This window comes from Streptomyces sp. NPDC003011 (assembly GCF_053591515.1).
In genome coordinates, this window is the sequence record NZ_JBSFTY010000062.1 from 1 (window position 1) to 24210 (window position 24210).

At 72.5% G+C, this 24210-nt stretch carries 18 protein-coding genes and 1 pseudogene; 8 read left to right on the forward strand and 11 right to left on the reverse strand.

Annotated features, from left to right (window positions below; translation table 11 throughout):
- Nucleotides 1–163: 163 nt before the first annotated feature.
- Nucleotides 164–577: an SsgA family sporulation/cell division regulator gene (locus ACWD0J_RS28315; protein WP_451498673.1), complete on the reverse strand. Its 414-nt coding sequence runs from the start codon at nt 575–577 to the stop codon at nt 164–166.
- A gap of 455 nt (nt 578–1032) precedes the next feature.
- Here ACWD0J_RS28315 and ACWD0J_RS28320 point away from each other — a divergent pair, with 455 nt between their 5' ends.
- Nucleotides 1033–2463, forward strand: a complete 1431-nt coding sequence (locus tag ACWD0J_RS28320; protein WP_451498674.1) for a PP2C family protein-serine/threonine phosphatase — start codon at nt 1033–1035, stop codon at nt 2461–2463.
- A gap of 27 nt (nt 2464–2490) precedes the next feature.
- On the opposite strand, the gene ACWD0J_RS28325 is transcribed toward ACWD0J_RS28320, so the two are convergent.
- Complete coding sequence (locus tag ACWD0J_RS28325; protein WP_451498675.1) at nt 2491–3987, reverse strand: DNA-binding protein NsdB; 1497 nt, start codon at nt 3985–3987, stop codon at nt 2491–2493.
- A 244-nt stretch (nt 3988–4231) separates the two neighbouring features.
- Between ACWD0J_RS28325 and ACWD0J_RS28330 the strand changes: the two genes are divergently transcribed.
- The gene (locus ACWD0J_RS28330; RefSeq protein WP_451498676.1) at nt 4232–5371 is read left to right on the forward strand and encodes an aminoglycoside phosphotransferase family protein; all 1140 of its coding nucleotides are present in this window, start codon (nt 4232–4234) and stop codon (nt 5369–5371) included.
- Between the two features lie 263 nt (nt 5372–5634).
- Nucleotides 5635–7602 carry an N-acetylmuramoyl-L-alanine amidase gene (locus tag ACWD0J_RS28335; RefSeq protein ID WP_451498677.1) on the forward strand — a complete coding sequence of 656 codons (1968 nt, stop codon included), beginning with the start codon at nt 5635–5637 and terminating at the stop codon, nt 7600–7602.
- Between the two features lie 5 nt (nt 7603–7607).
- Here ACWD0J_RS28335 and ACWD0J_RS28340 read toward each other — a convergent pair whose 3' ends face one another.
- The 7 genes from ACWD0J_RS28340 to ACWD0J_RS28370 form a co-directional block, all read right to left on the reverse strand.
- Entirely contained in the window at nt 7608–8105 is a 498-nt protein-coding gene (locus ACWD0J_RS28340) for a hypothetical protein (protein ID WP_451498678.1), read from the reverse strand.
- A gap of 282 nt (nt 8106–8387) precedes the next feature.
- The gene (locus tag ACWD0J_RS28345; RefSeq protein WP_451498679.1) at nt 8388–9290 is read right to left on the reverse strand and encodes a universal stress protein; all 903 of its coding nucleotides are present in this window, start codon (nt 9288–9290) and stop codon (nt 8388–8390) included.
- Between the two features lie 147 nt (nt 9291–9437).
- Nucleotides 9438–9680, reverse strand: coding sequence for a DUF397 domain-containing protein (locus ACWD0J_RS28350; protein ID WP_451498680.1), 243 nt, complete (start codon nt 9678–9680; stop codon nt 9438–9440).
- Between the two features lie 83 nt (nt 9681–9763).
- The gene (locus ACWD0J_RS28355) at nt 9764–10930 is read right to left on the reverse strand and encodes a thiolase domain-containing protein (RefSeq protein ID WP_451498681.1); all 1167 of its coding nucleotides are present in this window, start codon (nt 10928–10930) and stop codon (nt 9764–9766) included.
- Nucleotides 10927–11976, reverse strand: coding sequence for a thiolase domain-containing protein (locus tag ACWD0J_RS28360; RefSeq protein WP_451498682.1), 1050 nt, complete (start codon nt 11974–11976; stop codon nt 10927–10929). Before ACWD0J_RS28360 ends, ACWD0J_RS28355 begins: the two co-directional genes overlap by 4 nt.
- Complete coding sequence (locus ACWD0J_RS28365; RefSeq protein WP_451498683.1) at nt 11973–12914, reverse strand: Zn-ribbon domain-containing OB-fold protein; 942 nt, start codon at nt 12912–12914, stop codon at nt 11973–11975. Before ACWD0J_RS28365 ends, ACWD0J_RS28360 begins: the two co-directional genes overlap by 4 nt.
- 48 nt (nt 12915–12962) lie before the next feature.
- Entirely contained in the window at nt 12963–13763 is an 801-nt protein-coding gene (locus ACWD0J_RS28370; RefSeq protein ID WP_451498684.1) for a crotonase/enoyl-CoA hydratase family protein, read from the reverse strand.
- 176 nt (nt 13764–13939) lie between these two features.
- Here ACWD0J_RS28370 and ACWD0J_RS28375 point away from each other — a divergent pair, with 176 nt between their 5' ends.
- The 4 genes from ACWD0J_RS28375 (at nt 13940) to ACWD0J_RS28390 (ending at nt 19712) form a co-directional block, all read left to right on the forward strand.
- Complete coding sequence (locus tag ACWD0J_RS28375) at nt 13940–15559, forward strand: acyl-CoA synthetase (protein ID WP_451498685.1); 1620 nt, start codon at nt 13940–13942, stop codon at nt 15557–15559.
- A 114-nt stretch (nt 15560–15673) separates the two neighbouring features.
- Nucleotides 15674–17515, forward strand: a complete 1842-nt coding sequence (locus ACWD0J_RS28380; protein ID WP_451498686.1) for a sulfatase — start codon at nt 15674–15676, stop codon at nt 17513–17515.
- A 187-nt stretch (nt 17516–17702) separates the two neighbouring features.
- Nucleotides 17703–19010, forward strand: a complete 1308-nt coding sequence (gene paaK, locus ACWD0J_RS28385; protein WP_451498687.1) for a phenylacetate--CoA ligase PaaK — start codon at nt 17703–17705, stop codon at nt 19008–19010.
- Between the two features lie 96 nt (nt 19011–19106).
- The gene (locus ACWD0J_RS28390; protein ID WP_451498688.1) at nt 19107–19712 is read left to right on the forward strand and encodes an HD domain-containing protein; all 606 of its coding nucleotides are present in this window, start codon (nt 19107–19109) and stop codon (nt 19710–19712) included.
- 142 nt (nt 19713–19854) lie between these two features.
- Here the strand turns inward: ACWD0J_RS28390 and ACWD0J_RS28395 are convergent.
- A pseudogene (locus ACWD0J_RS28395) lies at nt 19855–19962 on the reverse strand (transposase); the annotation flags it as partial.
- Between the two features lie 98 nt (nt 19963–20060).
- Nucleotides 20061–21563, reverse strand: coding sequence for an acyl-CoA synthetase (locus ACWD0J_RS28400; protein ID WP_451498689.1), 1503 nt, complete (start codon nt 21561–21563; stop codon nt 20061–20063).
- 180 nt (nt 21564–21743) lie between these two features.
- Here ACWD0J_RS28400 and ACWD0J_RS28405 point away from each other — a divergent pair, with 180 nt between their 5' ends.
- Nucleotides 21744–24155, forward strand: coding sequence for a penicillin acylase family protein (locus ACWD0J_RS28405; protein WP_451498690.1), 2412 nt, complete (start codon nt 21744–21746; stop codon nt 24153–24155).
- Nucleotides 24156–24210: the final 55 nt, after the last annotated feature.

Below are 24210 nucleotides of genomic sequence, written 5' to 3' on the forward strand. Positions count from 1 at the left end.
CCCGGCCGGGGGCTCACCGCGGCGACCGTGCCGCGCCCGCGCGCCCCGCGCCGAACGGCATACGCGCGTTGCCGGCTGTCCATCCGGACGACCGTCGGTCCCGTCGCACGCCCGGAGCCGTAGCCGGGAAGGGACGACTGGCCCGTCCCGCCTCCCCTCCCGGTCACACCCCGTCGAAGAGGGAGCCCAGGCCGCGTTCGACGACCGCGGCGATGTCCTCCTGCCCGGCGCCCACCACCGCGTACGTCCGCAGCAGGAAGCGGCGCAGGGCGGGGGTGTCGAAGCGGAGCAGGGCCAGGCCGTACGGCGAGTGGAACTCCAGGGCCGTGCGGGTCCGGCCGCATGGCCAGATGTGCACGTCACCGCTGCCGGCCGGGCCGTCCAGTCCCTCCTCCAGCAGCACGCGGGCGAAGGTCCAGGTGACCTCCTCTCCGTCCAGGGAGACCTCGGACGGGAAGTCGAGGTGCACCGCCAGCGGGTCCGCGGACGTGTAGCGGAGCAGGGCGGGAACGGGCAGCTCCCGGTCCCGGGCGGTGATCAGTCGGGCGCGGGCGGGCTGCTCCAGGGTGATGTCCATGGTCGGTCTCCACTGCCGGTAAGAGGTCGGCCGTTGTGCCGCTGCCTCTTTACGACCCTCGAAGGGCCACTCGGATTACGCCGAACCGGAAGAAGTTGATGTGACCTGAGTCACTCGACCCCTCCGACCCCCCGCCATCCTGCGCCGCTCACGCCCTCTGGCACAGCCCGATCGGGCTGTGCCAGACTCCTTGGAACACAGAGCCGTCGAACACACGACTGAACGCACGCCGACCGCCCGACGCCCGGCCGAGTCCCGTGCCGGACCTGCGACGCGACTCACCGGCGCCGCATGCCAGGCGGGCGCGCCGACCGCTCCACGAAGACCGTGGCATATGCCAGAAGCACCCCCGTATCGTGTGTTGCCAAATCCCTTACAGCGCGTCGCGGGCTGTGCCACAGTCGTAACGGTCCTTCCGCCCGCTTTGGTCGTACCGTCCCGCATCGGAGTGCGTCATGCCGTCCCATCTCTCCGCGGACCGCCCACCCGCCCAGCCGCCAGGACGCGGCTCGGTCGACGCGCTGATATCGCAGGCGCGACGGCTCAAGGGCGAGGTGGACGCCGTACGGCGGGACACGCAGGTGGACGGGGTGGACCCGCAGGACCGGTGGCAGCGCGCGCTGTGCGACCTCGCGCTGCACCAACTCGACGACCTGGACGGGCATCTGGCCCAGCTGCGGGACGGCCCGCCGCCCGTGCCCGCGTCGTCCGGGGCTCCGCCCGCCGTGCGAGCCGCGCCGTCCGCTCCCCGGCGCGGCTCGCTGCTGAGCCGGGTCGGCAGCGCGGAGTGGAACCTCCTGACGGACGAGGCCAGTTGGTCCGGCGAGCTCTACCAGATCCTGGGCCGCGACCCCGCCGCTCCCCCGCTGACCCTCGACGAGCTGCCGTCCCTGGTGCTCGACGAGGACCGGCCGAAGCTGACGGCGATGGTCACCGACTGCCTCGTCGACGCCAAGCCCATCGACGGAGAGTTCCGCGTCGTACGCCCGCACGGCGACGTACGGACCGTGCACATGATGGGCGAGCCCGTGCTCGACACCGACGGAAGCACCACGTCGATGTGGGCGGTGCTGCGGGACGTCAGTGAACTGCGCCGCAGCCAGCGGGCGGTGAGCGAGACCCGTGACTCGTTACAGCGTGACCGGCACCGCGCGCAGACCGAGCACCGGCTCGCGGTCGAGCTGCAGGAGGCCGTGCTGCCGCCGTGGCGCGGCTCCCTGCGGCTCCCGCACCAGGGCCCCGAGAGCCTGGATCTCGCGGCCCGCTATCTGCCGTCGTCGACGAGCGCCCTGATCGGTGGCCACTGGTACGACGCGCTGGAGCTCGCCGACGGCGAGACCCTGCTCAGCGTCGGCGACCTCACCGGCCACGGAGTCGCCGTGACCTCGGGCATGGCGACCTTGCTGGGCGCCGTCCGCGGAATGGCCATGGCCGGCACCCAGCCGGGTCAACTGATGTCCTGGCTCAACCAGTTGCTCGACACCACCGTGCAGCCCGCTCTCGGCAGCGCGGTCTGCTGCCGCTACCGGCCCGGGACCCGCACCCTGGTGTGGGCGCAGGCCGGACACCCCGCCCCGCTGCTGTTCCGCGACGGGACGGGGCGCAGGCTGCGGGCGCCGGCCGGCGTGCTGCTCGGGGCGACCTCCGGTGCCTCCTACGAGCAGGCCGAAGAGACCCTCGAAGCAGGCGACCTGTTACTGCTGCACACAGAGGGGCTGGTGCCCGGGCACAGCGGAACTCAGGCCGCGAACCGTCTCCTCGGCCTGGCTCCGCGGTTCGCCCGGGCGCGCACCGCGCAGGACTGCGTACGGACGGTCGTGGAGGAGTTCGGCGAGGCGGAGCGCGCGGCCGACGCCTGTGTGCTCATCGCCAGGGTGACTTCCTGACCCCGGCCGGACCCCTGGCGAGATGCGTCACGCGGGTGCGCCGTGGCCGCCCCTGCCCTTCTGCCTGGGCAGCGCCAGCCAGATCTCCTCCCGCAGTTCCTTGATCTTCGGATAGCCGGAGTACTCGGCGGTGAGCCGGTACATCTGACGCAGCCGGTCCCAGGTGCGGTGGGAGGAGTTGGAGCCCATCGACACCAGCGCGAGCCGTGCGTACCGGTCGGCCTGTTCGGGATCGTCGGCGATGAAGCAGGCGGAGGCCATGGACAGGAAGTCGAAGATCTTCGACCGTTGCCGCCCGTCGACCCTGAGAGCCAGGGCCTTCTCCGCGTAGTGCTGGGCGTGCACGGCCGCGCCCGGCTCGAACTCCGCCAGCGTGCGGTACGCCAGGGCCTGCATGCCGTACAGGTCCTCCTCCCTGAAGGTCTGCATCCAGCTCGGCGAGGGCACGTCGCTCCGGTCGGAGACGAAGAGGTCCTCCGCCAGGCCGAGGGTGCGGCGCATGGCCTGACCCTTGCCCATGGACGCCTGGGCCCAGGCCTCGATGGTGCAGAGCATGGCCCGGGTGCGCGGCAGCACCTCCTCGCCGGAACCGGACCGGGCGAGTTTCATCAGGTCGAGCGCGTCGTCGGGCCGGCCCAGGTGCACCATCTGGCGCGCCGCCCGGGAGAGCGCCTCCCCGGCGCGGGGCCGGTCGCCGCCCTCTCTCGCGGCATGGGCGGCGATGACGAAGTACTTCTGGGCCGTGGGTTCCAGGCCGACGTCGTGCGACATCCAGCCCGCGAGGACGGCGAGGTTGGCGGCGACGCCCCACAGGCGCCGCTGGAGATGGTCGGGGTGCCGGTAGGCGAGCATGCCGCCCACCTCGTTGAGCTGGCCCACGACCGCCTTGCGTTGCAGCCCGCCGCCGCGGGCCGCGTCCCAGGCCCGGAACACCTCGACGGAGCGCTCCAGTTCCTCGATCTCCTGTGACCCGATGGGGGCGGCCTCGTAGCGGTCGAACCCGGCGGGGTCGGCGTGCAGGGGGTCGGCGTCGAACGGAGGAGCGTCGGCGGTCAGGGCCGGATCGGTGTGCAGCCAGTCGTACATGGCACTGCTGAGGGTGGATCCCGCGGCGAGCGCGGCACCCGCGCCCACCAAGCCGCGTCGGTTGAGCATGAGGTCCATTCCCGTGAATTCGGTGAGGACCGCGGCAGTCCGCTCGGGCGCCCACGGCACACCGTCGGGATGTTCCGCACTCCCGTCGCGTGGCCGTTTCCCCGCACGCCCGTGCCGGACCAGACCGAGATCCTCGATGGTCACGACACGGCCGAGACGCTCGGTGAACAGAGCCGCCAGCACCCGCGGCACCGGATCGCGCGGGATCTCTCCCGTGTCGATCCACCGCCGCACCCGTGAGGTGTCGGTCGCCAGCTGGGGGTGGCCCATGGCCGCCGCCTGCTTGTTGACCATCCTCGCGAGTTCACCCTTGGACCAGCCGGCCAGGCCGAACAGGTCCGCGAGACGGGTGTTGGGTTGTCCGCTCACATCAAGCCCCCAGGTACTCGGCTGAGTTGACAGTAGCCCGGGGAGAGTTGCCGGGCGACTATTCGCCAGGGTTCGCCAGGGCACGCCAGATGGTGTGCCAGTGGGCGTCGGGTGTCAGGTAGGAACGCGCCACCCCGACCCGGTCGCCTTTCGCGACAAGGGATGCATTCCCCAGGGTGTATCCGGGGGACCGGGCCGGGCAGCGCACTGTCGTCGCAGGTACACGAAGGGATCTGTCTCGCCCATGTACACAGCATCGTCCTCCGTGTCCGCCCCACTCCGGTCGCTGCACGCCCGCCCGGCGGGCGGCGGCCCCTACCTCGACCCCGCACGTCCGACGGCCCCCGTGCTCGGTCCGGGCAGGGCCCGGCGTGCTCCGGGTGTCGGCACCCAACCGCTCAGCGGGAGACTCGACTTGTCCGGCCCTCAGGGCGCCCAGCTGCGCACGGCGATCGCGTCGGTGCACCGGATCTGCCCGGAGTTCGCCCCGGTGCAGGTGCTGCGCCGCAGCGGACGCTCCGTGCTCCTGGTCGGCACGACAGGACGCAGCACCGCCGTCGCCAAGTGCTTACTCGACCACTCACCCGGGTGGGCCGAGCGGATCCGCCACGAGATAGCCGCGTACCGCACGTTCGTCCGGCACCGCCCTCCGGTGCGGGTGCCGAGGCTGATCGCGGCGGACCCGGACAACTGCACCCTCGTCATCGAGCGGATGCCCGGCCGTGTGGCGGCCCTGCAGCGGCACCCGGCCGAGGCCCCGCCCCGCGCGGACATCAGGGCGGCACTCGGCGCGATCTGCCGGCTGAACTCCTGGCGGCCCCCGGCGGGCACCTTCGACGCCCCGCTGGACTACGCGACGCGCATCAACCGGTACCACGAGCTGGGACTGCTCACCGACCGGGACCTGGGCGACCTGCAGAAGCTGATGCACGGCATCGCCGCGACCGCGGGCCGGCAGGGCATGGGTCAGTTCTGCCACGGCGACGCGCTCCTGTCGAACATCCTCCTGTCCCCGGCCGGTCCAGTGCTGGTGGACTGGGAGCACGCGGGCTGGTATCTGCCGGGGTACGACCTGGCGACCCTGTGGTCGGTCCTCGGGGACGCCCCGGTGGCCCGGCGGCAGATCAGCCAGATCGCCCAGTCGGCGGGCCCGGCCTCACGGGACGCGTTCCTGGTGAACCTGATGCTCGTACTGACCCGGGAGATCCGTACCTACGAGACGGCCGTGCAGCGTTCGATGCACGACACGACCCCGGCGGCACCGGGAGTGGCCCACCCTGGTGCTGCGCCGTCCGGCGAGGAACAGCGGCTGCTGCTGCGGCGGCTGCACGACGACTGCCAGCTGGCCCGCAGGGCCGTACGCGCGGCGGTCGGCACTCGCTGACGGGGACGACGGTCCGCGGTGCGCCCGCGACGGCGGCGCGCACCGCGGACCGTCACATGTCCGCGGTCCCGGGCGGGCGGTCATCGGTGTACGTCATCGACGCCCCGCAGGCCCGCGGGCGTCCGCCGCGAAACTCCCGCGAACCCTCGTTGACATGGGACGTCGCCTGCCTGTGGGCATGATTGACGGATTGTCGGCAAGCCGGTACCTCTGACGCACCCGGCCCCGCACGGCTCATCGCCCGTCCGTCCCAGGAGGCTGCATTGCGAGGATCCGCCACCGTCCCCCGTCGGGCCGCCGGGCACCGGACCGTCCGGAGAACCGCCGGCGCGCTGGCTTCGGCCGCGCTGCTCCTGCCGCTGCTCGGCGCGGCCCCGCCGGCCGCGCAGGACCCCGCGCACCGTCTCCAGTCGGCGTTCGTTTCCGCGGCGGCCGAGTACCGCGTACCGCAGAGCGTCCTGCTGGCCGTCTCCTACCTCCAGTCCCGCTGGGACGCGCACGGCGGCGCGCCGAGCGTGACCGGCGGCTACGGCCCGATGCACCTGACCGACGCCCGCACCGCGTCGGCCGACGCCCCGCCGCACCACAGCGAGGGCACGGAGGACCCGCGCGGAGACAGCGCCCGCGCGCCGCTGCACCCGAGGGCGCGGGTCCCGGAGAGCGCCGCGCTCCCGGCCCGGCTCAGGACGCTGCCGAAGGCGGCCGGACTGACCGGCCTGTCCGCCGAGCGGCTGCGGACCGATCCCGCCGCGAACGTGGCCGGCGGCGCCGCCCTGCTCGCCGCCGCGCAGCGGGACCTGGGCGGACCGCCGAGCGAGGATCCCGCGGACTGGTACGGGGCGGTGGCCCGCTTCTCCGGCGCGGCCGACAGCGCGACGGCCGCCGCGTACGCCGACGACGTGTACGACGTGCTGCGCACCGGCGGGGAACGCACCACCGACGCCGGCCAGCGGATGGTCCTGGCCGCGCGGCCCCGCCTGGTCCCCGACACCGCACAGCTCGCGCGCACCGGGCTGCGCACGCTGTCGCGCGAGGGCACCGAGTGCCCGGCGACCGTGTCCTGCGAGTGGATCCCGGCTCCGTACGAGGAGTTCGGCGAGGGCGACTACGGCAACCACGACCTGGGCGACCGGCCCGCGTCCCAGGACATCGACTACATCGTCATCCATGACACGGAGGGCGCCTGGGAGGGTGTGCTCAACCTGGTGCAGGACCCGACCTATGTGTCGTGGCACTACTCGCTGCGCTCCACGGACGGCCACATCGCCCAGCATGTGAAGGCGAAGGACGTGGCCTGGCACGCCGGCAACTGGTACGTCAACGCCAAGTCGATCGGCCTGGAGCACGAGGGCTTCCTGGCGAACCCCGACGCCTGGTACACGGAGGCCATGTACCGGTCGTCGGCGCGGCTGGTGACCTACCTGGCGAAGAAGTACGGCATCCCGCTGGACCGACAGCACATCCTGGGCCACGACAACGTGCCCGGCCCGACCGCGTCGGCCGTCGCCGGGATGCACACCGACCCGGGCCCGTACTGGGACTGGCGCCACTACTTCGCCCTGCTCGGCCGCCCGTTGACACCCGGCGCCGGCCGGAACGGCGGGCTGGTGACGATCCGCCCCGACCACGCCGCCAACCGGCCGGCGTACACGGGCTGCGTCACCCCGGGCGAGCCCTGCGCGGCGCACGGCTCCAGCGCGGTGCGGCTGTACGCCGGCCCCGACGAGAGCGCGGCCCTGATCACGGACATCGGCCTGGGCACGGCCCCGACCACCGGGGTCAACGACATCTCCTCCCGGGTCTCCACCGGCCAGCGGTACGCGGTCGCCGGCCGCCACGGCGACTGGACGGCGATCTGGTACCTGGGCCGCAAGGCCTGGTTCAGGAACCCGGAGAAGAACCCGGTCGCGGTCGGCGCGAGGGGTCGCGTGGTGACGCCCAGGGCGGGGCTGAAGAGCGTCCCGGTGTACGGGCGCGCCTACCCGGAGGCGTCGGCGTATCCGGCGGACGTGCCGGTCCAAGCGGTGTCGCCGCTGCCGTACCGGCTGCTCGAAGGGCAGAAGTACGTGGTCGGCGACGAGGTGCCGGGCGAGTACTCCTACGCGGTCACCTTCACCACCGGCTCGCACCGCATCGTGGTGGGCGAGGACCGGTACTACGAGATCCAGTTCGGCCACCGGGTGGCGTTCGTGCGCGCCGCGGACGTACGGGTGGGGCCGTCGGCCGGGTAGCGGCCTCAGCCCTGCTGGAAAAGTTCCGCCGGGAGCGGCTTCAGCAGGGCGTACAGGTCGTCGGTGATGGGGCGGTCCCAGGCGGCGATGGTCACCAGGACGTTGTCGCTGCGGTCGAACTGCACGCAGGAGATCCGGCTCTCGGAGAGCTTCAGCCGGCGCACGATCAGCAGGTTGTCGCCCTGCATCACCGGCATGTCCTCGGTACTGACGACGGTCACCTCCTCGTCGTTCTCCAGGGCCAGCAGGAGCTGTCCGACCTCGAACGGGATCTCGCCCTCGGCGATGTCGCGGGCCGGGGAGCCCTCCGGCAGATTGCCGATGATCATCGCGGGGCCGCGGCCGCCGAACAGGTCGTACCGCAGGTACAGGCCCTGGCAGCTGCCGTCGGGGGCGGGAAGCAGGCCGGCGTTCAGATTGCCGGGCCAGTCGCTCGGGTCCATGGCCAGGACGTCGAAGTCGGGCCCGGCGGGAGTGGCACTGCGGCGGCGGAGGAACGACATGCCGCCATGGTACGTGCCCGGGGCCGCCGCGTGGCGTCCGGGCGGCCCGGAAACGGGCTGATCCGCGGGAGCCGTCCCTGCGCGTTCCGACGGTGGCGTGCGAGCCGTCCCTGCGGCACCGGGGCCCGGGTGCCGCAGGACGGCTCGCAATGTAGGGCCGTGATGTCCTACGGCCGGTGCGGGCCCGTGGGCCGTCGACAGTCAGCGCGGGCTCCCGACCCGTCACCGCAGGTGAGGGCCCGTGCTGCCTCGCAGCCGTGGGCCGGTGGCACCCCGGTCGGTTCACTCCTCCGGGGGTGCGGGTGGCACCACGGCGACCGGGCTCGCCGCGTGCAGCAGGACGGCGTGGGTGACGGACCCGAGCAGGCGGGCGGGTGCCAGCAGGCGCCGCCGGTGGCGGCCGACGACGACGAGGTCGGCGTCCTTCGAGGCGGCGACGAGATGCCCGGCCGCGTCGCCCGGGGCCACGTACGGCTCGGCCCGGACGTCGGGGTGCCGGGCGCGGTGCGAGGCGAGGAAGCCCTCGGCGAGCGTACGGGTCTCGCTCTCGACGGCGTCCTGCTCGATCACCGGCGGGACGAGTTCGGCGGGCGCCGCCCAGGCCTGCACCGGCCAGGCGTAGGCGGCGACGACCTGGAGGCGTGCGCCGCGCAGGGCGGCCTCGGTGAAGGCGAAGGCGAGCGTGGCCTCGTCGGGACTGTCGACCTGGAGACCGACGACGACCCGCGGACCGGGTTCGCCCGGTGCCCCGTCATGCACCTCGCGGCCGGGGCGGGGCACCACGACGACCGGGCACTCGGCGTCGCGGGCGGCGGCCATGCCGTTGGAGCCGAGCAGCAGACTGGCGAAGCCGCCACGGCCCCGGGAGCCGAGCACCAGCAACTGGGCGGTGGTTCCCAGTTCGGGCAGCAGGGCGGCCGGTGCGCCCTCCAGGCCGAGGTACTCGACGTCCGGCCGGCCGGTCCGCCCCGCCAGCCGCGTACGCACCTGGTCGAGCACCGGGTCGTCGCCCACGTCGGGCGGCCCGGCGACCAGCACGTCGGGCTGGGACCAGGCCGAGTACTGCCGGACATGGACCACCCTCAGCGGTACCGCGCGCCGACGGGCGGCGCCCAGGGCCCAGTCCAGGGCGCGCAGACTGCCGTCCGACCCGTCGACCGCCGCGACCACCGGCAGGGTGTCCATGGGTGCCTCACTTCCGGATGTACGACCTTCGCTTCCTGGGGCCAGCCTGGCTCAGGCGGGGCTTCCAGGGCAGCGGCGAAGGTCGCGTGTCCGGAAAAACGCGCGGAACACCGCCGGTTCGGTCCGTCCGGCGGATCAGGACCGGGGTCAGGTGAGGTCGAACTCCCCTTCCCGCGCTCCCGACACGAACGCGCCCCACTCCGCGGGCGTGAAGATCAGGGAAGGGCTCTGAGGGCGGCCGCTGTTGCGCATCGCGATGAATCCCTCGACAAAGGCGATCTGGACATCCCCCAGGCCACGGCTGCTGGAGTGCCATTCGGCGCTGCTGAGGTCCAGCTCGGGCTTGTCCCAGCCCATGAGCGGCTGCTGCTGGATGGTGGTCTCGGCCACGTCCGTGCTCCTCCCGATTGCGTCGTCCGCGGCCAGCCTAGCGATCGGTTCCTGACGCCAACAGGCCACGTGAGGGGGACCTTTCAGGAGTCGGGTGGCCGCGACCCCACGAGCCACATCGCGAAGAACTGGGATCCGCCGCCGTAGGCGTGCCCGAGCACCCTGCGCGCCCCGTCCACCTGGTGTTCCCCGGCCTGTCCGCGCACCTGGAGTGCCGCCTCCGCGAACCGGATCATGCCGGAGGCGCCGATCGGATTGGTCGACAGGACACCGCCCGACATGTCGACGGGCAGGTCCCCGTCGAGTTCGGTCACCCCGGACTCGGTGAGTTTCCAGCCCTCGCCCTCGTCGGCGAAGCCGAGGTTCTCCAGCCACATGGGCTCGTACCAGGAGAACGGCACGTACATCTCGACGGCGTCGATCTCCCGGCGCGGGTCGGAGATCCCGGCCTGCCGGTAGACGTCGGCCGCGCAGTCCTTGCCGGCCTGCGGCGACACGGCGTCCTTGCCGGCGAAGAGGGTGGGTTCGCTGCGCATCGCGCCGCCGTGCATCCAGGCCGCCGGCCGGGGCGCGCGGGCGGCTCCGGCGCGGTCGGTGAGGATCATCGCGCAGGCGCCGTCGGAGGAGGGGCAGGTCTCCGAGTAGCGGATCGGGTCCCAGAGCATGGGCGAGGCCTGCACCTTCTCCAGGGTGATGTCGTGTTCGTGCAGATGCGCGTAGGGGTTCTTCAGCGCGTTGCGCCGGTTCTTGTAGGCGACCAGCGAGCCCACCGTGTCCGGTGCGCCGCTGCGCCGCATGTACGCGCGTACGTGCGGGGCGAAGAAGCCGCCGGCCCCGGCGAGCAGGGGCTGCTGGAAGGGGATCGGCAGGGACAGGCCCCACATGGCGTTGGACTCCGACTGCTTCTCGAAGGCCAGCGTCAGCACCGTGCCGTGCACGCGGGCCGCGACCAGGCCGGCGGCGACGAGGGCCGTCGAGCCGCCGACGGAGCCCGCCGTGTGCACCCGCAGCATGGGCTTGCCGACGGCGCCCAGCGCGTCGGCGAGGTACAGCTCGGGCATCATCACGCCCTCGAAGAAGTCGGGCGCCTTGCCGATGACGACGGCGTCGATGTCCGCCCAGGTCAGCTCGGCGTCGTCGAGCGCGCGTCGGGCGGCCTCCCGGACGAGCCCGGCGATCGACACGTCCCGGCGCGCCGCGACGTGCTTGGTCTGGCCGATGCCTACGACGGCCACGGGTTCCTTGCTCATCGCGGATCCCCTTCGAGTACGGCGACCAGGTTCTGCTGGAGACAGGGGCCGGACGTGGCGTGTCCGAGGGCCCGGTCGGACTCCCCGCGGTGGATGCGGGCGGCGGCCTCGCCGATGCGGAGGAGCCCGGCGGCCATGATCGGGTGGGCGGCGAGCGCGCCGCCGGACGGGTTGACGCAGACGTCGTCGGCCAGCCTGAGCGCCTTGCGCAGGACGACCTCCTGCGCGGAGAAGGGCGCGTGCAGCTCGGCCGTGTCGACGGGCTTCGCGAAGGCACCGGCCTTCTCGGCGGCCAGCCGGGTGGAGGGCGAGTCGGTCAGGTCACGCACGCCCAGACCGTGCGCCTCGATGCGGTGGTCGATGCCGCGGATCCAGGCGGGCCGCCCGCACAGCTCCCGGGCGCGGTCCCCGGCCGCGAGGATCACGGCGGCGGCTCCGTCACCGATGGGCGGGCAGTCGCCGGTGCGCAGGGGACGTACGACGTACTCCCCCTGCGGCACCGGGCCCCGCAGCTGGGCGTGGGGATTGGCGGCGGCGGCCTCGCGGCTGCGGGCGGCGACGGCGGCCAGTGCGGGCTCGTCCGTGTCGCCCGCGTCGATGAGCGCCTGTGCCTGGAGGGCGGCGAGGGCGACGGAGTCGGGCCACAGGGGAGCCACGTAGTACGGGTCGAGCTGCCGGGTCAGGACGTCGCGCACGGAGCCGGGTGACGACTTGCCGTAGGAGTAGACGAGCGCGGTGTCGGCGTCGCCGGTGAGCAGCTTGGTCCACGCCTCGTACAGGGCCCAGGCCCCGTCCATCTCGACGTGCGACTCGGAGATCGGCGGCCATGCGCCCACCCCGTCGAGGGCGAGGGTGAAGGAGAAGGCCCGGCCGGCGAGGTAGTCGCTGGAGCCGGAGCAGGTGAAGTCGATGTCCGGGGTCTTCAGGCCGGTCCGGTCGAGGACCTCGTGCAGGACCGGCATGAGCATCTCGACCTCGGAGAACTCCTCACTGGTGCGCCGGTGGTCGGTCTGGGCGAAGGCCACCACGGCGATCTCGCGCGTCACAGCAGCTCCTTGAAGGTGTCGTACTCCGCGTCCGGTTCGCCGGTCGGCCGGTAGTGGTCGGGGTGGCGGGCGCCTTCCGTCCACACCGGTTCGACGCGCAGGCCCAGGCGCACCTGGTCGTAGGGGATGCCGCCGATCCGGCCGTGCAGAGCGAGGTCGGCGCCGTCGAGGGCGATGTGGGCGTACACGTACGGCACCTCGATGTCGAGGTTCTTGGCCTTGATGTTGACGATGCAGAAGGTGGTGACCGTGCCGCGCGGACCCACTTCCACCTGTTCGGACGTGGCCACGCCGCAGGTGGGGCAGGCGCCCCTCGGCGGGACGTACACCTTGCGGCAGGACGGGCACCGTTCGCCGACCATGTGCCGGTCGCCGAGCGCGTGGATGAAGGCGGACTGGGCGCGGCCGGGCGAGTAGGTGTAGTCGAGGCGGGCCGGGGCGACGATGCCGGTGACCGGGTCCGCGAACGTGCCGGTGGCGCCGGTGGGTCCGGCCGGTGTGCCGTCGTACGGTTCGAAGCAGGCGATGTCCGTGATGGCGCCCGCGCGTTCGCCGGCCCAGCGGACGCGGACGCGCATGCCGGTGTGCACGGCGTCGGGTCCGGGCGCGTCGAGGGCGTGCAGGAGGGCGGTGTCGGCGCCGTCGAGGCGGACCAGGACCCAGGCGAACGGGGTGGCCAGGGGCTGACCGCGGCGGGGGGCGTGGTTCCAGGCCCAGGTGGTGACGGTGCCGGTGGGGGCGACCTCGACGAGGTCGCGGATCTCCTCGGCGGTGACGGGGTCGTACTCGACGGGCGGGACGAGGACGCGGCCGTCGCCGGTGCGCACCCCGAGGACGACCCGTTCGCGCAGGCCGGTGAGGAAGGCGCTCTGGACGGGGCTGAGGGAGCGGGTGAAGGGGAACTCGACGACGAGCGGCGCTTGGAGGACTTCGGGCATCCCGGATGTCTCCTTCCGAGGGAGGGTCGGGCGCGTCCGGGGAAAGGGTCAGGCGCGCTTGTAGTCGGGGGGCCGTTTCTCGGCGAAGGCGCGGGCGCCCTCCTTGGCGTCGGCGGTGTCGAAGACGGGCCAGCCGCGCTTGAGTTCGGCGGCGAGTCCCTCGGCCTCGGTCATCTCCGCGGTCTCGTACACCGAGGCCTTGACGGCCTCGACGGCGAGCGGGCCGCAGGCGTTGATCTGTCCGGCGATCTCCAGGGCCTTGGTGAGGGCGGTGCCGTCGGGCACGACATGTCCGATCAGGCCGATGCCTGCGGCCTCCCGGGCGCTGTAGGGGCGGCCGGTGAGCAGCATCTCCAGGGCGTGGGTGCGCGGGATCTGGCGTTGCAGCCGGACCGTGGAGCCGCCGATCGGGAAGAGGCCGCGCCTGACCTCGAACAGACCGAAGGTCGCGGACTCGCCGGCGACCCGGATGTCGGTGCCCTGGAGGATCTCCGTGCCGCCGGCGACGCAGTGCCCCTCGACGGCGGCGATCACCGGCTTGCGGGGGCGGTGGTGGCGCAGCATCGCCTTCCAGTGCAGGTCGGGGTCGGCCGTGAGGCGGTCCCGGAGGTGCTCGCCCGCCATGCCCCGTCCGGCGAGGGCCTTGAGGTCCATGCCCGCGCAGAACGCGCCGCCGGCGCCGGTGAGCACGACCGAGCGGACCTCGTCGTCGGCGTCGGCCTCGACCCAGCCGTCGTACAAGCCGACCAGCATGGACAGCGAGAGCGCGTTCTTGGCGTCGGGCCTGTTGAGTGTGAGCACCAGTGTGGCGCCTTCGCGTCGCACGGTGAGGTGTTCCGTCCCAGCCATGGGCCATCTCCCCTCTGACAGAACGAGAACAGGTTGCAGGAGGCGGCGGGGCACTTCAAGGGTTTTCTGACAGTCAGTCAGATTTCTTCGGTGCGAGCCCTTCCCACTTCCGGCGCCCTTTGCTCTGATGACCGGCAACCGTTGGGGAGCCAGGCCGTCCGAGGTCAGGAGGAGCGGTGGAGTACAACCTTGCCGACCTGTTCGAGTCGGTCGTCGACGTGGTCCCGGACCGCGAGGCGCTCGTGTACATCGACCATCCGGGCACGGGCGCGGAGCGCCGTCTGACGTACGCGGAGCTGGACGCTGCGGCCAACCGCGTCGGCCACCACCTCCTCGACAGCGGGATCCGTCCCGGCGAGCACGTCGGGCTGCACCTGTACAACGGGGTCGAGTACCTCCAGACCGTGCTCGGCTGCCTGAAGGCGCGGATCGCGCCGGTCAACGTCAACTACCGCTACATGGAAGAGGAGTTGGTCTACCTCTACCGGGACGCCGATCTGACGGGTCTGGTCTTCGACGCGGAGTTCACCGGCCGGGTGGCGGCGGCGCTGCCGCACGCGGACGCGCTGCGGCACCTGGTGCGGGTCGGGGCTCCGGCTCCCGGGGCGGCCGAGGTGTCCGCCGTGGACTTCACGCGGGCGGAGGCCGCCGGGTCCCCGGAGCGCGGGTTCGCGCCGCGCTCGGGTGACGACCTGTTCGTCATCTACACCGGCGGCACGACCGGGATGCCGAAGGGGGTGATGTGGCGCCAGGAGGACCTGTTCTTCTCGGGGCTCGGCGGGGGCGCGCCAACCGGTGAGCCGGTGCGGAAGCCGCAGGAGCTGGCCGAGCGGGTCGCGGCCGGCGGCGCGGGGATCACCTTCCTCCCCGCTCCCCCGCTGATGCACGGCACGTCCACGCTGACGGCGTTCATCGGCTTCTACTTCGGCCAGCGGGTCGTGCTGCACCGCAAGTTCGTGCCCGAGGAGGTGCTGCGGACCATCGAGAGGGAGAGGGTCACCAGCATGTCTCTGGTGGGCGACGCGATGCTGCGTCCGTTGGTCGACGCGCTCGAAGGCCCGCTGAAGGGCACCGACATGTCGTCGATGTTCAGCGTGTCGTCGTCGGGGGCGGTCATGTCGGACACGGTGCGCCGGCAGTTCCAGGCGCTCGTCCCGAACGTGCTGCTGCTCAACAACTTCGGCTCCTCCGAGTCGGGCTTCAACGGCACCGCCACGGACGACTCCGGACCCGAGCGGGGCTTCCGCATCCGCGTCAACTCCCGTACGCGGGTGGTCGATCCGGCCACGCACGAGCCGGTCGCCTGCGGTGAGGTGGGGCGCGTCGCGCAGCGCGGCCATGTGCCGCTCGGCTACTACAACGACCCGCGCAAGACCGCCGAGACCTTCTTCGAGAAGGACGGCGAGCGGTGGGTGCTCCTCGGCGACATGGCCACCGTCGACGAGGAGGGCGTGGTGACCGTCCTCGGCCGGGGCTCGCAGTGCATCAACACGGGCGGGGAGAAGGTGTATCCGGAGGAGGTCGAGCAGGCGCTCAAATCCCATCCGGACGTCTACGACGCGCTGGTGGCCGGCGTGCCGGACCCGAAGTGGGGCCACCGGGTGGCGGCCGTGGTGCAGCTGCGGGCAGGCTCGGCGCGGCCGTCCCTGGAGGACGTCCAGGCGCACTGCCGTTCCCGGCTGGCCGGGTACAAGATCCCGCGCCGGCTGGTGATCGCGGAGGCGCTCCGGCGGTCGCCCAGCGGCAAGGCGGACTACCGGTGGGCGCGGGAGGTGGCGACGGCCGCGGACGGGTGAATCACGCCCGCGCGATTGAGACGAACGTGACGTGCGAACGTACTGGTGGTGGCAGGCTCGGCCCCTGGGCCAGGTTTGCCATGCCATCGCACGACCGCACGGAAGGACCGCCGGGTGTCGCTCTTCACTCGTTCCCGTCAGCTGCCGAACACCGAGGGTGGGACGGACACCGAGGGCGGAGCGGACCCGGACGGCGACACCGTCCCGGCAGCGCGGACGGCGCAGGGCGGCGGCGAGCAGACCGCCTCCGACGAAACCGCCCCCGACGAGACGGCGGGCGGCGAGACGGCGGGCGCCCCGTCACCCGGCCGGTTCGGCCGGTTCGGCTTGCGGCGCCGCTATCCTCGCGCGGCACACGGCGTGCACGTGGCGACGACCGTCCTGGCCGGCGCGCTCGTGCTCTTCACGCTCCTCGTGCCCAACCGCGTCGAACGGATCAACGTCGAGGCGTTCCTCCGCCTCCCCGCCGAGGGCATCCTGCTCGCGGCCCTGCTGCTCGCCCTGCCACCGAGGACCCGGCGGATCACGGCAGTGGTCACGGGAGTGTTCCTGGGGCTGCTCACCGTCCTGAAGTTCCTCGACATGGGCTTCTACCAGATCCTGGCCCGGCCCTTCGACCTGGTCCTGGACTGGATCCTGCTGGAGAACGCGACGGAATTCCTGCGGGAGTCGTTCGGCCGTACCGGTCAGGTGCTCGCGGTGGCCGGGGCGGTCGTCCTGTTCGTCGTCCTGCTCGCGCTGACCACGCTCGCGACGGTGCGGCTGACCGACCTCATGGTCCGCCACCGCCCCGTCGCCACCCGCACGACGCTGATCCTCGGCACCGTGTGGATCACCTGCGTCACGCTGGGCGTGCAGATCACCAGCGTCCCGCTCGCCACCAAGGGCAACGCCGAGTTCCTCGGCAACCGGGTGGAGCAGGTACGCGCGGGGCTCAGGGACGGGCGCGTCTTCGAGAAGCAGGCCGCCGTCGACGCGTTCGCCGCCACCCCTCCCGACCAGCTGCTCACCGGACTGCGGGGCAAGGACGTCCTGTTCACCTTCGTCGAGAGCTACGGCCGGACGGCGATCGACGACCCGGCGATGGCCTCGCAGATCGACGCGGTCCTCAAGGACGGCACCGGCTCCCTGAAGGCCGCCGGTTTCGAGTCGCGCAGCGCCTGGCTGAAGTCGCCGGTGACGGGCGCGGGCAGCTGGCTGGCCCACTCGACGTTCCTGTCCGGGCTGTGGATCAAGAACCAGCAGCGGTACCGGAGCCTGACCACCAGCGACCGCGCCACGCTCACCAGCTACTTCCAGAAGACCGGCGCCTGGCGCACGGTGGGCATCGTGCCCGGGGTCCGCCGGGCCTGGCCCGAGGGCGAGTACTTCGGCCTCGACCACATCTACGACTCCGAGCGCCTCGGCTACCACGGCCCGTACTTCAGCTGGACGCCCGTGCCGGACCAGTTCAGCCTGGAGGCCTTCGAACGCCTGGAGCACGGCAGGGAGAACCGCGACCCGATCATGGCGGAGATCATCCTGGCGTCCAGCCACAACCCCTGGTCCCCGATCGCCCGCATGATCGACTGGGACGACCTCGGCGACGGTTCCGTCTTCCACGAGATCAAGAAGGAGGGCACGGATCCCAAGGAGGTCTGGCAGGACCCGGAGCGCGTCCGCACCGAGTACCGGCGCGCCATCGAGTACTCCCTCAGGAGCACGGTCGAGTGGGTCGAGCGCTACGGCGACGAGAACACGGTCCTCGTCTTCCTCGGCGACCACCAGCCGGTTCCCACCGTCACCGCGGGCGACACCAGCAAGGACGTGCCCGTGACGATCGTCGCGCACGACCCGAAGGTGCTGGACCGGATCTCCGACTGGGGCTGGACGCCGGGACTCAAGCCCGCCGAGGACGCTCCGCAGTGGGGCATGGACAAGTTCCGCGACCGCTTCATGACGGCGTACGCGAAGTAGGCGGGGGCTCCCGCTGCCGGCTGCGGCCGCGACACCTCGGCGCCGCCGGCACCGAGAGCGGGCGGTCGCCGCCGCGGAAAGCGCGGGGCGTCCTCTTGCCCCGGACGGGATCGCCTGGATTACTGATCCCCGGCGTCTGACCCGATGATCGGCCGCCCGGATCGCGCGGCGGCGAGAGAGGGGCGGCATGGCGGACGTGACGGATGTACTGGACGCGGGGGAACGGCTCACCCCGGAGGCGCTGCGCGCGGTGCAGCTGGAGCGGCTGCGGGCGTCGCTGCGGCACGCGTACCACCATGTGCCGTTCTACCGGGAGGCCTTCACCCGGGCCGGCGTCGGCCCGGACGACTGCCGTTCCCTGGCCGACCTGGCACGGTTCCCCTTCACCACCAAGGCCGACCTGCGCGAGAACTATCCGTACGGGATGTTCGCCGTGCCCCGGGACCGCGTCCGGCGTCTGCACGCGTCGAGCGGCACCACCGGGCGCCCCACGGTCGTCGGCTACACCGACGGTGACCTGTCCCTGTGGTCCGACATGGTGGCGCGCTCGATCCGCGCGGCGGGCGGGCGGCCCGGTGACACGGTGCATGTGGCGTACGGCTACGGGCTGTTCACGGGCGGGCTCGGCGCGCACTACGGGGCCGAACGGCTCGGCTGTACGGTCGTCCCCGCGTCCGGTGGCATGACGTCCCGCCAGGTCCGGCTGATCCAGGATCTCCGGCCCGGGATCATCATGGTGACGCCGTCGTACATGCTGACGATCCTCGACGAGTTCGAGCGGCAGGGCGTCGATCCGCGGGGCACCTCGCTGCGGGTGGGCGTCTTCGGCGCCGAGCCGTGGACCGAGGGGATGCGGCGGGAGATCGAGGAGCGGTTCGCGATCGACGCGGTCGACATGTACGGGCTGTCGGAGGTGATCGGGCCTGGCGTCGCGCAGGAGTGCGTGGAGACCAAGGACGGGCTGCACATCTGGGAGGACCACTTCTACCCGGAGGTCGTCGACCCGGTCACCGGCGAGGTGCTGCCGGACGGCGAGCGGGGCGAGCTGGTCTTCACCTCCCTCACCAAGGAGGCGATGCCGGTCGTCCGGTACCGGACCCGGGACCTGTCCCGTCTGCTCCCGGGCACCGCCCGCGTCTTCCGGCGCATGGAGAAGGTCACCGGCCGCAGTGACGACATGGTGATCCTGCGCGGCGTGAACCTCTTCCCCACCCAGATCGAGGAGATCGTGCTGCGCACCCCGGGCGTCGCGCCCCACTTCCAGCTGCGGCTCACCCGCGAGGGCCGCCTCGACACCCTCACCGTACGGGCCGAGGCCCGCCGCGACGCCACTGCCGAGGACCGGGACACCGCCGCCCGGGCCGGCGCGGCGGCCGTGAAGGACACCATCGGTGTGTCGGTCACCGTCGAGATCGTCGACCCGGAGTCGCTGGAGCGGTCCGTGGGCAAGATCCGGCGGATCGAGGACCTGCGCCCGCGCGAGGCCTCCGGGTGACCCGGTGCTGTGGCCGCGAACTTTCACCGGTTGGAGTCCAGTCCTGGCTAAGGTGCGGGTAGCGGAATGATGTGTGGTTGTGAGGGGGCGGGGCGGATGCTGATCGAAGTCGCGGGGGTGCGCGTACCTGTGGGGCGGGCGGCAGAGGCGGCGCGGCTGGTCTGTGAGGAATACGCTGACGAGGCGCTGTACCACCACTCTGTGCGGTCCTACTTCTTCGGCGCGGCCTGGGCAAAGGCGCGTGGCCTCGACTTCGACCGTGAGCTGTTCTTCGTCTCGGCGTTGCTGCACGACCTTGGTCTTGTTCCGCCCTTCGACAGTCACACGCTCTCGTTCGAGGAGGCTGGTGGCCACCTGGCCCGGGTCTTCACGGCCGGTCTCGGCTGGCCGACGGAGCGACGCGACCGGGCGGCTGAGCTGATCGTGCTCCACATGCGGGACGACGTTGCGCCGGAAGTGGACGTGGAGAGCCGACTGTTGCAGGTGGGGACGACCGCGGATGTATCCGGGACGGGCCTGGAAGCCTTCGACCCGTCTTTCACGGACACACTCGTCGGGGCATACCCCCGGCTGGGCTTCGCCAAGTCCTTCGTGCGCCTGTTCCAGGACCAGGCAGAGCGTAAGCCGGGGTGCGCGGCGGCGCAGTTGGCAGCAGGAGAGTGGGCGGAACGGACTGTGTCCAATCCGCTCGATCAGGGCTGAGAACCGGGAAACGGATCGTCACGCGGCTTCCGTGACGGGGCGTCCGCCCCAGCGGATGCCTTTCCCACTGCGGACGCGGGCGCGTTCCTTGCGGGTGCCCTTGTGGGCGGGCAGGTTGTCCAGGATGTCGTCGCCGACCGAGCAGTGCCTCGCGGCCGATGCGGATCACCCGGCCGTGGACCTTGCGCAGGTGGGCGGCGAGCTTGCGTGACGACCAGCGGGTGAAGGGCCGGCCGAGTTCGGCCGGGCGGGCGATGGGTGGCGGGCCGGTTGGACGTGAACCGACAGGCCGTCCGACAGGTGGAGGGGCGCGAACCGCACCCCGGTGAACCATCGCGGTTCAGAGCACTAGGGAGTGCCGGAGAACCGGTCCCTCAGCTCCCGCTTGAGGATCTTCCCGCTCGCGTTGCGCGGCAGCTGGTCCACGAACACCACCCGCTTCGGTGCCTTGAAGTGGGCGAGCTTCTCGCGGGCGTGGGCGATCAGTTCCGCCTCGTCCGCCTCGCCGCGCGGGACGACGACCGCGGTGACCGCCTCGATCCAGCGGTCGTCGGGCAGCCCGATCACGGCGACCTCGGCGACCGACTCGTGGGTGTACAGCGCGTCCTCGACCTGACGGGAGGGGACCAGCACCCCGCCGGAGTTGATGACGTCCTTCACCCGGTCGACGATGGTGAAGTAGCCGTGGGCGTCGCGCACCGCGAGGTCGCCGGAGTGGAACCAGCCGTCGCGGAACGCCTCGGCGGTCTCCTCCGGCTTGTCCCAGTAGCCCTCGCACAACTGCGGGGAGCGGTAGACGATTTCGCCGGGTGTGCCGTCGGGCACGTCCTCGCCGTCCTGGTCGACCACGCGCGCGTCGACGAACAGGACGGGCCGGCCGCAGGAGTCCATCCGCCCCTTGTGCTCGTCGGGCGCGAGGACGGTGGCGAGGGGGCCGATCTCGCTCTGTCCGAAACAGTTGAAGAAGGCGAGCCCGGGGAGCCGTGCGCGCAGGCGCTCAAGGACGGGCACCGGCATGATCGACGCCCCGTAGTACGCCTTGCGCAGTCCGCCGAGGTCGCGGGTGGTGAAGTCGGGGCGCCCGGCCAGGGCGATCCAGACCGTGGGCGGGGCGAACAGGCTGTCCGCCCGGCCGGCCTCGATCAGGTCGAAGAGGCGGTCGCCGTCGGGTCCGTCGAGGATGAGGCTGGTGGCGCCGACCGCGAGGTACGGCAGCAGGAACACGTGCAGCTGCGCCGAGTGGTAGAGCGGCAGCGCGTGCACCGGGCGGTCGCCCGCGCTGAGGTCGAGGGCGGTGATCGCGCTCAGGTACGCGTGCACCAGGGCGCGGTGGGTCATCATCGCGCCCTTCGGCAGGGCCGTCGTACCCGAGGTGTAGAGCAGCTGGACCAGATCCTCGCTGCGCGGCTCGGGGCCGTCGTACGCCGGTGCCGAGGGCAGGCGTGCCAGCAGGGAGTCGTCGCTGTCGCGCAGGGCCAGCGTACGGACGCCGTCGGGGAGCCGGCCGGCGAGGCCGGGGTCCGTGAGGACCAGGGAGCTGCCGGACTGGCCGACGATGTACGCGAGGTCGTCCCCGGTCAGGTGCTGGTTGACCGGCACGTGCACCAGGCCCGCGCGGGCGCAGGCGAGGAAGCCGATCAGGTACGCGTCCGAGTTGTGTCCGTACGCGCCGACCCGGTCGCCCCGGGTGAGTCCCTGGTCGAGCAGCAGGCTCGCCGCGCGGGAGACGGCCTCGTCGAGTTCCTGGTACGTCCAGGCGCGGTCGGCGTACTCCACCGCCACGCGTGCCGGGGTGCGCCGGGCGCTGCGGCGCAGTACCCCGTCAACCGTGCTGCCGTGTCCGGGCGTCATGACACATGATCCTCGGTCCGCGGCGGGAGGAGGTCAAGCGCCGCGAGGGGCCGCGAGCCGGCGCGGAGCGCTCCGCGGCACCACGGAGCGCTCAGAAGCACCGCGCTCCGGCAGGACCCGAGGGCACATACCCGTTGGTACGCTCAACCGCTCCTTCCCTCAACGATGTTGGGAGGCACGATGCGCACCCGTCTGAGACGCTTCGCCGTCACGGCCGTCGCCCTGCTCACCGCCACCACCGCACTGCCGGCGGCCGCGGCGCAGAGCCGGGACCGGCCGCACCCTCCGTCCCACGGCGGCCTGTCCGCCGTCATCCGCTACACCGAGTACGGCATCCCGCACATCGTCGCCGAGGACTACGCGAACCTCGGTTTCGGCACCGGCTGGGCGCAGGCCGCCGACCAGGTGTGCACGCTCGCCGACGGCTTCGTGACCGTGCGCGGCGAGCGTTCCCGTTTCTTCGGGTCGGACGCGGCGCCCGACCGCTCGTTGTCCTCGGCCGCGCGGAACCTCTCCAGTGACCAGTACTTCCGCGGGGTGCGGGAGTCCGGCACGGTGGAGAAGCTGCTCGCAGAACCGGCGCCGCGCGGCCCGAGCCGTCAGGCGAAGGACCTGATGCGGGGCTTCGCGGCGGGCTACAACTCCTGGCTGAGGCAGAACCGGATCACCGACCCGGCGTGCCGGGGTGCCGCCTGGGTGCGTCCTGTGACGGCGCTCGACGTGGCCGCGCGCTCCTTCGCGCTGGCCGTGCTCGGCGGTCAGGGCCGCGCGGTGGAGGGCATCACGGCGGCCGGGCCGCCGACCTCCGCCACGGCGCCGACCGCGCCGCCCGACGCCCGGGCCACCGCCCGGGCCGCCCGGGAGCTGTTCGCCGCGGACTCCGCCGGCATGGGCTCCAACGCCGTCGCGTTCAGCGGCGGGACGACCGCGAACGGGCGTGGGCTGCTGCTGGGCAATCCGCACTACCCCTGGCAGGGCGGGCGCCGTTTCTGGCAGTCGCAGCAGACCATCCCCGGCGAACTGAACGTGGCCGGCGGTTCGCTGCTCGGCTCGCCGACGGTGTCCATAGGGCACACCGCACATGTGGCCTGGAGCCACACCGTCGCGACCGGTGTCACCCTCAACCTCCATCAGCTGACCCTGGATCCGGCCGACCCGACCACGTACCTGGTGGACGGCATCCCGCAACGGATGACGAGGCGCACGGTCACCGTGCCGGTGCGGGGCGGCGCCCCGGTGACCCGGACCCAGTGGTGGACGCGGTACGGCCCCGTGGTCACCTCGCTCGGTTCCTCGCTGCCGCTGCCGTGGACGGCCACGACGGCGTACGCGCTGGGCGACCCCAACGCCGCGAACCTGCGCGGCGCGGACACCTCGCTCGGCTTCGCGAAGGCGCGCGGCACGGCCGGCGTCCTCGGCTCCCTCCGGCGCACGCAGGGCCTGCCCTGGGTGAACACGATCGCCGCCGACGCGGCCGGCCACACCCTGTTCACGCAGTCGCAGGTGCTTCCCCGGATCACCGGCGAACTGGCGCGGCGCTGCTCCACTCCCCTGGGCGAGGTCACCTACCCCGCCTCGGGGGTCGCGGTCCTCGACGGCTCGCGCGGCGACTGCGGGCTCGGCAGCGACCCCGACGCCGTCCAGCCGGGGATCCTCGGGCCCGCGAGGATGCCGGTCCTCACGGACGCCCCGTACGCGGCGAACTCCAACGACAGCGCCTGGCTGGCCAACGCGGACCGGCCGCTGACCGGCTACGAGCGGATCTTCGGCACAGTGGACACGCCGCGTTCGCTGCGGACGCGGGGCGCGATCGAGGACGTGGCGGCGCTGGCCGGCAAGGGCGGTCTGACCGTACGGGATCTTCAGGCGCAGCAGTTCGCCAACCGGGTGCCCGCGGCCGGGCTGGCCGTGGCCGACGCGGCGCGGGCGTGTGCCGCGTTGCCCGGCGGTACGGCGACGGGCGGCGACGGCCGGGCTGTCGACGTGCGCGAGGCGTGCGGGGTGCTCGCGGCGTGGGACCGCTCCATGGACACCGGGAGCCGGGGCGCGCTGCTCTTCGACCGGTTCTGGCGAAGGCTGACGGCGACCGTGCCGGCGGTCCTGTTGTGGAAGGTGCCGTTCTCGGCCGCCGATCCGGTCCGCACCCCGCACACGCTGAACACGGGTGCGCCGGGCTTCGCCACGGCCCTCGCGGACGCGGTCGCCGAGCTGCGGGCGGCCGGCATCGCGCTGGACTCCCGGCTCGGGGAGCACCAGTTCGTCGTGCGCGACGGCCGGCGCGTCCCCGTGCACGGCGGCACGGAGTCGCTGGGCGTGTGGAACAAGGTGGAGTCCGTGTGGAGTCCGGCGGGCGGCGGCTACGCGGAGGTGACGACCGGGTCCAGCTATGTGCAGGCCGTGGGCTGGGACGGCGGCCGGTGCCCGGTGGCCCGCACGCTGCTGACGTACTCCCAGTCCTCGAACCGGGACTCGCCGCACTTCAGCGACCAGACGCGGCTGTTCTCGGATGAGCAGTGGGTGACGTCCCGGTTCTGCGAGAAGGACATCCGGTCCGCGCCCGGGCTGCGGATCGTGCGGGTACGCGAACGCTGACCGCCGGCGTCCGGGAACACGGGCGCCGAGGATGTGGTCCCGTCACCCAGGTGGC